A 12,101-nucleotide genomic window follows, 5' to 3' on the forward strand; every position below is an offset into this window, starting at 1 on the left:
ATTATTCTCATCTGCGGACCGCCCGTCGGTTCGCCCGTGGAGTTTTTATGGTTCCCGAGTTTGATTGGCCGCAGATCGATACCGTGCTGCTGGATATGGACGGCACCTTGCTGGATCTGGAATTCGACAGCCACTTTTGGCTCAGCCTGGTGCCGCAAGCGCTGAGCGAAAGGCGCGCCATTCCGTTTGACGAAGCCCGCAATATTATTGAGCGGGAATATCAGGCGGTGCAGCACACCATGAATTGGTATTGCTTCGATTACTGGAGCGAGCGGTTGGATCTGGATATCTACCGCATGACCAGCGAAGTGGGCAGCCGCGCCCGGCTGCGCGAGGACACCGAGCCATTTTTGCGGGCGCTGCGCGGCGCCGGCCTGCAAACCATTTTGCTGACCAACGCCCATCCGCACAGCCTGGCGGTGAAAATCGAGCATACCGGTCTGGATCGGCACCTTGATTTATTGTTTTCCACCCACACATTTGGTTATCCGAAAGAAGATCAGCGGCTGTGGCAGGCGGTGCAACAGCACACCGGATTCAACCCGCAGCGCACGCTGTTTGTCGACGACGGCGAGCCGATCCTCGACGCGGCGCGCACTTTCGGCATTCGTTACTGCCTGGGCGTGCAAAACCCGGACTCCAGCACGGCGGAGAAAAGCTTCCAGCGCCATCCGTCGATGCGCGACTATCGCCTGCTGATACCGGCGCTGGCCAAGGGGGAAGCATGAAGGAAAAAGCGACGCGCGACGACGCGGTCCGGCTGGATAAGTGGCTGTGGGCCGCACGCTTCTACAAGACCCGCGCGCTGGCGCGCGAAATGATCGACGGTGGCAAGGTGCATTACAACGGCCAGCGTGGCAAGCCGAGCAAGATTGTCGAACTTAACGCCGAGCTCAAGCTGCGGCAGGGCAACGAAGAACGTACGGTGATCGTGCTGGCGCTGACCAGCCAACGCCGCGGCGCCGGCGAGGCGCAGCAAATGTATCAGGAAACCGAAGCCAGCATCGCCAACCGCGAAAAAATGGCGCTGGCGCGCAAGATGAACGCGTTGACCATGCCGCATCCGGACCGTCGTCCGGACAAAAAGGAGCGGCGCGACCTGATGAAATTTAAATTTGGTGAGCCGGAATAACCCCTCACCGCAATGAGAGAAGATTATGTCCAACCATGACCAATTGCACCGTTACCTGTTTGAAAACTACGCGGTGCGCGGCGAGCTGGTTACCGTCAGCGAAACCTATCAGCAGATCCTGAATAACCACGACTACCCGGCGCCGGTGCAAAAACTGCTGGGCGAGCTGCTGGTCGCCACCAGTCTGCTGACCGCGACCCTGAAGTTCGACGGCGACATCACCGTTCAGCTGCAAGGCGACGGCCCGCTGAAGCTGGCGGTGATCAACGGCAACAACCGCCAGGAGATGCGCGGCGTTGCGCGCACCCAGGCGCCTATCGCCGACGACAGCACCTTGCATCAGATGATCGGCAACGGCGTCATGGTCATCACCATTTCCCCGACGGAAGGCGAGCGCTATCAGGGCGTCGTCGGCCTGGAAGGTGAAACCCTGGCCGAATGCCTGGAAGCCTACTTCCGCCAGTCCGAACAGCTGCCAACCCGCCTGTTTATCCGCACCGGCGAAGCGGAAGGCAACGCCGCGGCGGCCGGCATGCTGCTGCAGGTGCTGCCGGCGCAGGACGGCAACCTCGATGATTTCGATCATCTGGTGCAACTGACCAACACGGTCAAAAGCGAAGAGCTGTTCGGCCTGCCGGCCAACGAAGTGCTGTACCGCCTGTACCATCAGGAAGAGGTCACCTTGTACGAACCGCAGGACGTGCAGTTCCGCTGCACCTGTTCTCGCCAGCGTTGCGCCGACGCGCTGCTGACCCTGCCGACCGACGAAGTGGCGGACATGCTGGAGCAGGACGGCAATATCGACATGCACTGCGACTACTGTGGCAGCCACTATGTCTTTGACCCGGTTGATGTTGCCGCGCTGTATGCGGGTAACACCGGCGAAAGCGACCAGTTGCACTAAGTTACACCCTTTCGGCGGGTGCGCCCGGCGCCCGCCAACGCCCGCCGTTTGCACGTTTGCTTTTTTCCGTGTGCTATCTCTCAGATCGTAACGAAATACCGCCTAAAACGTTAAATATTTGATACCCATCGCGGTTACGCACCGTTAGATCCCTACAATTGCCGCCAGAAATTCTGTGACCAAGGAGTAGTAACATGCGCGTTAAAGGTATAACCCCTCAGGATCTGGCCGCTTACGGCATTCACGACGTTAGCGAAATCGTTCACAACCCGAGCTATGAACTGCTGTTTAAGGAAGAAACAGACCCATCTCTGGAAGGTTTTGAGCGTGGGGTAGTCACCAAGCTGGGTGCCGTCTCCGTCGATACCGGCATCTTCACCGGCCGTTCGCCGAAAGACAAATACATCGTCCGCGACGACATCACCCGCGATACCGTGTGGTGGGCCGATCAGGGCAAAGGCAAGAACGACAACAAACCCCTCAGCCCGGAAGTGTGGGCCGATCTGAAACACCTGGTCACCGAGCAACTGTCCGGCAAGCGCCTGTTCGTGGTGGATACCTTCTGCGGCGCCAACGCCGACTCGCGCCTGAAAGTGCGCTTCATCACCGAGGTGGCCTGGCAGGCGCACTTTGTGAAAAACATGTTTATCCGCCCGAGCGACGAAGAGCTGGCTGACTTCGAACCGGACTTCGTGGTGATGAACGGCGCCAAATGCACCAACCCGAACTGGCAGCAGCAAGGCCTGAACTCGGAGAACTTCGTCGCCTTCAACCTGACCGAGCGCATGCAGCTGATCGGCGGCACCTGGTACGGCGGCGAAATGAAGAAAGGCATGTTCTCGATGATGAACTACCTGCTGCCGCTGAAAGGCATCGCCTCGATGCACTGCTCGGCCAACGTGGGCGAGAAAGGCGACGTGGCGGTGTTCTTCGGCCTGTCCGGCACCGGCAAGACCACCCTCTCCACCGATCCTAAGCGTCAGTTGATCGGCGATGACGAGCACGGCTGGGACGACGACGGCGTGTTCAACTTCGAAGGCGGCTGCTACGCCAAGACCATCAAGCTGTCTGAAGAAGCCGAGCCGGACATCTACCACGCCATCAAACGCGATGCGCTGCTGGAAAACGTTACCGTGCTGGCCGACGGCAGCATCGACTTCAACGACGGTTCGAAAACCGAGAATACCCGCGTTTCTTACCCGATCTACCATATCCAGAACATCGTCAAGCCGGTGTCCAAGGCGGGTCACGCCACCAAGGTGATCTTCCTGACCGCCGACGCCTTCGGCGTGCTGCCGCCGGTATCGCGTCTGACCGCCAACCAGACTCAGTACCACTTCCTGTCCGGCTTCACCGCCAAACTGGCCGGCACCGAGCGCGGCGTAACCGAACCGACGCCAACCTTCTCCGCCTGCTTCGGCGCCGCGTTCCTGTCGCTGCACCCGACGCAGTACGCCGAAGTGCTGGTGAAACGCATGCAGGCCGCCGGCGCCCAGGCTTACCTGGTCAACACCGGCTGGAACGGCACCGGCAAACGCATCTCGATCAAAGATACGCGCGGCATCATCGACGCCATCCTGAGCGGTGAGATCGACAAGGCGGAAACCGTCACTCTGCCGATCTTCGATCTGGCGATGCCGACCGCGCTGCCGGGCGTGAATCCGGAGATCCTCGATCCGCGCAATACCTACGCCAGCCTCGAGCAGTGGCAGGAAAAAGCGCAGGATCTGGCCGAGCGCTTCATCACCAACTTCGACAAATACACCGACACGCCTGCGGGCGCCGCGCTGGTCAGCGCCGGCCCTAAGCTGTAATTCGGTAGCATTACCTCTTCAGCTAAGGCGCGGATCCCGCGCCTTTTTTTATTTCAATTGATTGCTTTTTAATCGGCAAGACGAGAAAATAAGTCAATGCAATCATTGATAGCAAAGGAGGTTTAAATGGCGACTATCACCGTCAGAAATCTGGACGACGAAATCAAAGAGCTGCTGCGTATCTCAGCGGCGAAAAACGGTCATTCCATGGAAGAGGAAGCGCGCATGATCCTGAAACAGGCGCTGGTGAAAAAGCCGCCGCGCTATGGATTGGGTACCTGGATGCATCAGCACTTCGCCGAATTCGGCGGCGTTGAGCTGGAGATCCCACCGCGTGACGCCGTGCCGCCACGCATCGTCACCTTTGATGATGAAGATGACAACGCATGATCATTATCGACACCAACGTCATTTCAGAAACGCTGCGTCCCAGCCCGTACTACAACGTCATTAACTGGTTAAATGAAAAGGACAATGACGAGCTCTATCTCAGCGCCATTGTCCTCGCCGAACTGTTCAGCGGCGTGGCCTGCATGCCTGACGGCAAGCGCCAGCGGGATCTCAAACTGAAATTAGCGGACGCCATTGAATTGAAGTTCGAGGGGCAGATATTGCCGTTTGATGGGCTGTGCGCGATGCAATACGCGGAATTGACGGCAAGGAATCGGCTGCTGGGTAAAGCGATGAGCATGCCCGATACCCAAATCGCCGCCACCTGCCTGCATTACGGCGCCGCCCTGGCCACCCGCAATACCAAAGACTTCCTCCACTGCGGCATCGAGTTAATCGATCCGTGGCAGGCGCCGACCGGCCGTCGGTTGCATGAAGATGCGGCGGAATACTACGTGATGAGCAGAAAGTCCTGACGGGGCCGCAGCGGCGCGGCCCACACCAGAGGTCAGGCGTTTTCCCTGGCCGTTTGATGGCCGTTGGTCGACTCTTTTTTCTCCATCGGCAACGGAATATACGCGCGGATCAACAGCCCGCCGCGCTCGCTGGTGCCGATATCCAGTTCGCCGTCATGCGCGTCGATAATGCGCTGCACGATCGCCAGCCCCAGACCGGTGCCGCTGGTGCTGCGCGCGCTGTCACCGCGTACGAACGGCTGCAACAGGTGCTTCAACTCTTCCGGCTTGATGCCCGGCCCGTCATCTTCCACCTGGAACCAACCGCGCTGCAGCTCACGGCCGCTGCTGACCTTGATCCAGCCGTTGCCGTAACGCGCCGCGTTCACCACCATATTCACCGCCGCCCGCTTAATCGACAGCGGATGCACATTCATCATCAGCTCGCCCGGCGACAGCGCGGTTTCAATCACCCGCTCATAGCCGCTCTCGGCCGCGACCACTTCGCCTAAAATGGCGTTCAGATCGCTGCTTTCGGTCGGCATTTCCTGCCCGGTGCGCAGATAATCGATGAACTGCTCGATGATGGCGTTGCACTCTTCGATGTCTTTATTGATCGACTCGGCCAGATAGCCGTCTTCGGCGCTCATCATCTCCGTCGCCAGCCGGATGCGCGTCAACGGCGTGCGCAGGTCGTGGCTGACCCCGGCCATCAGCAACGTGCGGTCATCCGCCAGCTGTTTGACGCCCGACGCCATCTGATTGAATGCGCGAGTCACCGACCGCACTTCGGAAGCGCCATACTCGCGCAGCGGCGGCGGAATAATGCCCTTGCCCACCTGCAGCGCCGCATGTTCCAGCTCCACCAGCGGGCGGTTTTGAATACGAATAAACAGCCAGGCGCCGCCGATCGCCAGCAGCATGATCGCCAGCGTATAGCGGAACAGCGGCGAGAAGTCGCCCTGGTGGATTTCCGTCAGCGGCACGCGCACCCAGATATCGGGCTGCAGCCAGGTTTTCAGCCACACCACCGGGGAGTTCTTGTTTACCTCCACCCGCACATCGGTTGGCCCGCCGAGCTGCTGCGCCATCTGCTGGCTGAGGAACTGGTAGTGCTGCGCCCAGCGCAGGCCGCTCTCCTCCGCCGCCGAGTTGGTGTAGAGAGAGATGCCCAGTTCGCGGTAGATCTCACGGCGGAACGCCGGCGGCACCTCCAGCAGCGTGCCGTCCTCCAGCTGCAGCCGATCGGTCATCAGCATACGCACTTCGTAGGCCAATACCTTGTTGAACTGCTGCAGGCTGGGCAGGATGGCGAAGTTCAGCACCACCAGATAGGTCGTCACCAGGCTGACAAACAGCAAGGTGACGATCAACAACAGAGTTCGGGCAAACGAGCTACGCGGTGAAAAGCGCAATCGCCTCATGCCTTACTGCCGTCCGGGACGAAGACGTAGCCGAGACCCCACACGGTCTGGATATAACGCGGATGCGCCGGATCTTCTTCAACCATACGGCGCAGACGAGAGATCTGCACGTCGATGGAGCGTTCCATGGCGCTGTATTCGCGGCCACGCGCCAGGTTCATCAGCTTATCGCGCGACAGCGGTTCACGCGGGTGGCTGACCAGCGCCTTCAGTACCGCGAACTCGCCGCTGGTCAACGGCATCGGCTCGTCTTCGCGGAACATCTCGCGGGTGCCGAGGTTCAGTTTGAATTTGCCGAACGCGATCACCGCCTCTTCCTGCGAAGGCGCGCCCGGCAGTTCGTTCGCCTGACGGCGCAGCACCGCGCGGATACGAGCCAACAGCTCACGCGGGTTGAACGGTTTAGGAATGTAGTCGTCGGCGCCGATTTCCAGCCCCACGATGCGATCGACCTCTTCGCCTTTGGCGGTGACCATAATGATTGGCATCGGGTTGCTCTGGCTGCGCAGGCGGCGGCAGATGGACAGGCCGTCTTCGCCCGGCAACATCAGATCGAGCACCATCAAATGGAAGGATTCACGAGTCAGCAAGCGATCCATTTGCTCAGCGTTGGCAACGCTGCGAACCTGGAAGCCCTGCTCGGTTAAATAACGTTCTAAAAGCGCGCGCAGGCGCATGTCATCATCGACAACCAGGATCTTATGATTCTCTTGCATGGTATTACTCCCAAAGGCTTTATTGCCTGACTCGAATATTGTTAGAAAACCTTGCCATTTGAGACAGCGTTTAATGGTATGTATTCTAGACGAAATTGTTACAAAGCTTATTCTTTTCCCCATTTATCAACAATTTTCAGTGAATGTCGACGGGGGTTCGTTAAAATTTCGCCCTTTATCGGCGCAATGTGGGGTGACGGCCCAATTTTGCACAATTTCGCCACCGGGAAGCGCCCGGTGGCGTTTAGCTGTCGGATCAGGAAGTCTGCAGGAAACGCGCCAGCTGCCGGCGCAACTGCCGGTTCTCTTGCTGTAGGGCGTCAACCCGGTCGAGCAGCGTTAGCGCCATGGCGATCCCCGGCCAATCCAGATCCAGCTCGGCCCGCAGCCTGCGCGCGCGCTGCAGGTGGCTCAGCGCCGGATAATCGAACTCCCAGCGCGGCTGCGCCGGCTCCAGCGGCACGATAACGCCCAGGCCGACGATCTCGACCAGCTCGTCCTCTGAAATCTCCACCCGCTGGCACAGTTCCACCACGGTGAATGTGATCTCTTTTTTCATCATCTGCTTTACTCCCATTCCGCGCGCGGGTTGAACGCCGCCTGTTCAGCCAGCTCTCGCCACAGGGCGCTGGCCTTCTCGTTCGGCTTCGGCGGCATCACCACCTTGAGAATGACATACAGATCGCCGGGCTCTTTCTTGCCCGCCAGCCCTTTGCCCTTGACCCGCAGCCGCTTGCCGCTCTGGCTGCCGGCCGGCACGGTCAACGCGATTTTGCCGGTCAGCGTCGGCACCTCGATGCTGGCCCCCAGCGCCGCTTCCCATGGGGCGAGCGGCGCCACGATGCTCAGGTTGTGGCCGTCGATCTCGAACAGTGGATGCGGCGCAAGGCGGATGACCAGATACAGGTCGCCGTTCTGGCCGCCGCCCACGCCGGCAACGCCCTGCCCCTTGAGGCGAATGCGCTCGCCGTCGCCCACGCCGGCCGGAATTTTCACGTTCAGCGTCTTGCTGGCTTCGCTTACCTGCCGCCCCAGTTCGTCGTACACCGGCAGCGTGTAGGAAATCTCGCGGCTTTGACCATGCAGCGTTTCCTCGAGGAACAGCGGCACCTCCATCTCCAGATCCTGGCCGCGGAAGCCATGCCCGCCGTGCGAGTGCGAAGCAGAGCGATGCCCGCCCGCCGCCCGCCCGCCGAACATGCTTTCGAAGAAATCGGAGAAGTCTTGCGCGTCGGCGCCGCCGCCGTGCCATGAAGCGCTCTGCTGATAGCCGCCGCGATCGCCGCGCGCCTGGCGGCCAAAGTTCGGATCGTTGCGGTGCAGCCGGATCTGATCGTACTCGGCGCGGCGCTCCTCGTCCTTCAGCACCTCATAGGCTTCGGCCACTTCCTTGAACTTGCTTTCGGCATCGTCTTCAGTGCTCACGTCAGGGTGATATTTACGCGCCAGCCGACGGTAGGCCGTTTTGATGGTTTTCAGATCGGCGTTGGGCTCAACGCCCATCGTGGCGTAGTAATCTTTAAATTCCATGCGGTAATACCTTCAATGTGTTGGGTTGTGCGCCAAAATTCCTTGTCTCTCTCGCCAGATATCCTCCTTTCGTCACATTCCTTTTCCGCTACGCTAAGCATACTCCCGATCGTTAAAAGCTGCGCAAACTGAATAAAAACCGTGCGACAAGGCACAGGCCCGCGCGCCATTTCTAAAGCCCCCCGCATTCACGTACACTGTGGCGGTGGCCCCATAAAGATAAATCACGATGAGAACTCAACTGATAACCCGTGAAGGGTATGACAAGCTCAAACAAGAGCTGGATTACCTCTGGCGCGAAGAACGCCCCGAGGTGACCAAGAAAGTGACCTGGGCCGCCAGCCTGGGCGACAGAAGCGAAAATGCCGATTACCAGTACAACAAGAAGCGGCTGCGTGAGATCGATCGCCGCGTCCGCTATCTGACCAAATGCCTGGAGCAGTTGAAGATCGTCGATTATTCACCGCAGCAGGAAGGCAAAGTGTTCTTCGGCGCCTGGGTAGAGGTGGAGAACGAAGACGGCGAAACCAAACGCTTTCGCATCGTCGGTTACGACGAGATTTTCGGCCGCAAGGATTACATCTCCATTGATGCGCCGATGGCGCGCGCCCTGCTGAAAAAAGAGGTCGGGGACGTCGCCACCGTCAATACCCCGCTGGGCGAGGCGCAGTGGTACGTTAACGAGATAAACTACCCGAAGTAAGCTTTCAGCTTTTTCCTAACCGCCGCCAACGCCGCCGTCTGCGCTGTTCTCCATGCCGCGGCCGCGCGGCGGCGGCCCGCTTCGCTGGCATTTTCCGCGATCAATCCGTATAACTGTCCCCTGTTTATTCACCGTTATCAATACAGATACCAGACCTATGAATGACCCACTGAGCCGCATTATTGCAACAGAACTGCAGGCCCGGCCGGAGCAAGTCGACTCCGCCATCCGTCTGCTGGATGAAGGTAATACCGTGCCCTTTATTGCACGCTATCGTAAGGAAGTCACCGGGGGCCTGGACGACACCCAACTGCGCCAGCTGGAAACCCGTCTGGGTTATCTGCGTGAACTGGAAGATCGTCGCCAGACCATCCTGAAGTCGATCGATGAACAGGGCAAACTGACTGAACAATTGGCGGGGGCGATCAACGCCACGCTGAGCAAGACCGAACTCGAAGACCTCTACCTGCCGTACAAACCGAAGCGCCGCACCCGTGGCCAGATCGCCATCGAAGCCGGCCTGGAACCGCTGGCGGATACGCTGTGGCAGGATCCGCAACAGCAGCCGGAACAACTGGCTGAACGCTACGTCGACGCCGACAAGGGCGTGGCGGACGTGAAAGCCGCCCTCGACGGCGCGCGCTATATCCTGATGGAGCGCTTCGCCGAAGACGCCGCGCTGCTGGCCAAGGTGCGCGACTACCTGTGGAAAAACGCCCATCTGGTGTCCAAAGTGGTCGAAGGCAAGGAAGAAGAAGGCGCCAAGTTCCGCGACTATTTTGATCACCACGAACCGATTTCTCAGGTGCCTTCACACCGCGCGCTGGCGATGTTCCGCGGCCGCAACGAAGGCGTGCTGCAGCTGGCGCTGAACGCCGATCCGCAGTTTGAGGAAGCACCGCGCGAAAGCCAGGCGGAGCTGATCATCATCAATCACCTCAACCTGCGCCTGAACAACGCCCCGGCCGACGCCTGGCGCAAGGCGGTGGTCAACTGGACCTGGCGCATCAAGGTGTTGCTGCACCTGGAAACCGAGCTGATGGGCACGGTGCGTGAGCGCGCGGAAGATGAAGCAATCAACGTTTTCGCCCGCAACATGCATGATCTGCTGATGGCCGCGCCGGCCGGCATGCGCGCCACCATGGGCCTCGATCCGGGCCTGCGCACCGGGGTGAAAGTCGCCGTGGTCGACGCGACCGGCAAGCTGGTCGCCACCGACACCGTCTACCCGCACACCGGGCAAGCGGCGAAAGCCGCCGCCATCGTCGCGGCGCTGTGCATCAAACACAACGTGGAGCTGGTGGCCATCGGCAACGGCACCGCTTCACGTGAAACCGAGCGCTTCTATCTCGACCTGCAAAAGCAGTTCAGCGAAGTCCGGGCGCAGAAAGTGATCGTCAGCGAAGCGGGCGCGTCGGTGTATTCCGCGTCTGAATTGGCGGCGCAGGAATTCCCGGATCTCGACGTATCGCTGCGCGGCGCGGTGTCCATCGCTCGCCGCCTGCAGGATCCGCTGGCGGAGCTGGTGAAGATCGACCCGAAATCCATCGGCGTCGGCCAGTATCAGCACGACGTCAGCCAGAGCCAGCTGGCGAAAAAGTTGGACTCGGTGGTGGAAGACTGCGTAAACGCCGTCGGCGTCGATCTGAACACCGCGTCGGTGCCGTTGCTGACCCGCGTGGCCGGCCTGACGCGCATGATGGCGCAGAACATCGTCAATTGGCGCGACGAGAACGGCCGCTTCAGCAACCGTGAACAGCTGCTGAAGGTCAGCCGTCTGGGGCCGAAGGCCTTCGAACAGTGCGCCGGCTTCCTGCGCATCAACCACGGCGACAACCCGCTGGATGCTTCCACCGTTCACCCGGAAGCCTATCCGGTGGTGCAACGCATCCTGGCCGCCACCGAGCAGGCGCTGCAGGACCTGATGGGCAACGCCTCCGCGGTGCGCAGCTTGAAAGCGGTCGATTTCACCGACGACAAGTTCGGCGTGCCGACGGTCACCGACATTCTGAAAGAGCTGGAGAAGCCGGGCCGCGATCCGCGTCCGGAGTTCAAAACCGCCACCTTCGCCGAAGGCGTGGAAACCCTCAACGATCTGCAGCCGGGCATGATCCTGGAAGGCTCGGTGACCAACGTCACCAACTTCGGCGCCTTCGTGGATATCGGCGTGCATCAGGACGGCCTGGTGCACATCTCCTCGCTGGCGGACAAATTCGTCGAAGATCCGCACACCGTGGTGAAGGCCGGCGACATCGTCAAAGTGAAGGTGATGGAAGTCGATCTGCAGCGTAAACGCATTGCGCTGAGCATGCGCCTGGATGAGCAACCGGGCGAGGGTTCACCGCGTCGCGGCGGCAACGCGCCTGCCCAGACGCGCGACAACGCCAACCGTTCGGCAGGCGGCAACAAGGCCAAACCGCGCAACGCGGCGCCGGCCGGCAACAGCGCCATGGGCGACGCGCTGGCGGCGGCATTCGGCAAGAAACGCTAAGTCGGAACCGACAGGGCGGAGCCTGCTCCGCCCTTTCCGAGAAAGAAAACTTGCGGCATTTTTTTGACCCATCTCAATAAACCTTCATCTTTTTATTTCCCGTTGCTGCGTGACCGCCCTCCCATTGTTAAAGCGGCAAACATCCCTTCTGCAGCCGTTTATTAACAACGTCGTTAACACGCATTTTTCATTTTGCGAATTGTGAGCGAAACACAAATGGTTACCGCTCGCATTACGGCGGAATAATGTTATTGAATTGCCTTTCATCAGAAATAAATAAGGGAAAAACGCCATCAATATTTGCAAACGAGAAAACTCGGCTACAAATACGCAACTGATTTAACTCACCATTCTCATTTGTCGCCGAGTAAAAGCAGTGGTAAAACGGGGCTTATCAAGACGACACAACCAAAAACTGTCGACGCCATAATAATTGGTTACAATACCCCTATCTTTTGTGTTGAATGCGATAATGATAATTACTATTATTTGCGCTCACTTTATTGCATGACCTTATGGATGAATACCGCCGACGGCGTGGC

General features: G+C 59.4%; 12 protein-coding genes. 8 read left to right on the top strand and 4 right to left on the bottom strand.

Annotated features, from left to right (window positions below):
* Positions 1-47: 47 nt before the first annotated feature.
* The 6 genes from yrfG to ACOWVD_RS21640 all read left to right on the top strand — a co-directional run bounded on the left by yrfG (position 48) and on the right by ACOWVD_RS21640 (position 4,716).
* Positions 48-728: a GMP/IMP nucleotidase gene (gene yrfG / locus ACOWVD_RS21615; protein WP_004930298.1), complete on the top strand. Its 681-nt coding sequence runs from the start codon at positions 48-50 to the stop codon at positions 726-728.
* Positions 725-1,132: a ribosome-associated heat shock protein Hsp15 gene (gene hslR / locus ACOWVD_RS21620; protein WP_015379306.1), complete on the top strand. Its 408-nt coding sequence runs from the start codon at positions 725-727 to the stop codon at positions 1,130-1,132. The genes yrfG and hslR overlap by 4 nt, the downstream gene beginning before the upstream one ends.
* Before the next feature lie 25 nt (positions 1,133-1,157).
* Positions 1,158-2,036: an Hsp33 family molecular chaperone HslO gene (gene hslO, locus ACOWVD_RS21625; RefSeq protein WP_015379307.1), complete on the top strand. Its 879-nt coding sequence runs from the start codon at positions 1,158-1,160 to the stop codon at positions 2,034-2,036.
* Positions 2,037-2,230: 194 nt separating this feature from the next.
* Complete coding sequence (gene pckA / locus ACOWVD_RS21630; protein WP_015379308.1) at positions 2,231-3,850, top strand: phosphoenolpyruvate carboxykinase (ATP); 1,620 nt, start codon at positions 2,231-2,233, stop codon at positions 3,848-3,850.
* Positions 3,851-3,976: 126 nt separating this feature from the next.
* Positions 3,977-4,240, top strand: coding sequence for a FitA-like ribbon-helix-helix domain-containing protein (locus tag ACOWVD_RS21635; protein WP_004930730.1), 264 nt, complete (start codon positions 3,977-3,979; stop codon positions 4,238-4,240).
* Positions 4,237-4,716: a type II toxin-antitoxin system VapC family toxin gene (locus ACOWVD_RS21640; protein WP_004930733.1), complete on the top strand. Its 480-nt coding sequence runs from the start codon at positions 4,237-4,239 to the stop codon at positions 4,714-4,716. Before ACOWVD_RS21635 ends, ACOWVD_RS21640 begins: the two co-directional genes overlap by 4 nt.
* A 32-nt stretch (positions 4,717-4,748) precedes the next feature.
* On the opposite strand, the gene envZ is transcribed toward ACOWVD_RS21640, so the two are convergent.
* The 4 genes from envZ to cbpA form a co-directional block, all read right to left on the bottom strand.
* Positions 4,749-6,119 (bottom strand): two-component system sensor histidine kinase EnvZ, encoded by a 1,371-nt coding sequence (gene envZ / locus ACOWVD_RS21645; RefSeq protein WP_015379311.1) that lies wholly within the window; start codon positions 6,117-6,119, stop codon positions 4,749-4,751.
* Positions 6,116-6,835 (bottom strand): two-component system response regulator OmpR, encoded by a 720-nt coding sequence (gene ompR / locus ACOWVD_RS21650; protein ID WP_004709363.1) that lies wholly within the window; start codon positions 6,833-6,835, stop codon positions 6,116-6,118. The genes envZ and ompR overlap by 4 nt, the downstream gene beginning before the upstream one ends.
* A gap of 256 nt (positions 6,836-7,091) precedes the next feature.
* Complete coding sequence (locus ACOWVD_RS21655) at positions 7,092-7,397, bottom strand: chaperone modulator CbpM (RefSeq protein WP_004930739.1); 306 nt, start codon at positions 7,395-7,397, stop codon at positions 7,092-7,094.
* Between the two features lie 5 nt (positions 7,398-7,402).
* Complete coding sequence (gene cbpA / locus ACOWVD_RS21660) at positions 7,403-8,365, bottom strand: curved DNA-binding protein (RefSeq protein WP_015379312.1); 963 nt, start codon at positions 8,363-8,365, stop codon at positions 7,403-7,405.
* A 229-nt stretch (positions 8,366-8,594) separates the two neighbouring features.
* On the opposite strand from cbpA, the gene greB reads away from it, so the two are divergent.
* Together greB and ACOWVD_RS21670 are read left to right on the top strand one after the other, a co-directional pair.
* Complete coding sequence (gene greB, locus ACOWVD_RS21665; protein ID WP_004930745.1) at positions 8,595-9,068, top strand: transcription elongation factor GreB; 474 nt, start codon at positions 8,595-8,597, stop codon at positions 9,066-9,068.
* A gap of 157 nt (positions 9,069-9,225) precedes the next feature.
* The gene (locus ACOWVD_RS21670; RefSeq protein WP_049240509.1) at positions 9,226-11,559 is read left to right on the top strand and encodes a Tex family protein; all 2,334 of its coding nucleotides are present in this window, start codon (positions 9,226-9,228) and stop codon (positions 11,557-11,559) included.
* The last annotated feature ends 542 nt before the right edge of the window (positions 11,560-12,101 follow it).

It is taken from the genome of Serratia sp. SA088 (genome assembly GCF_049065515.1).
GTDB lineage: Bacteria > Pseudomonadota > Gammaproteobacteria > Enterobacterales > Enterobacteriaceae > Serratia > Serratia nematodiphila.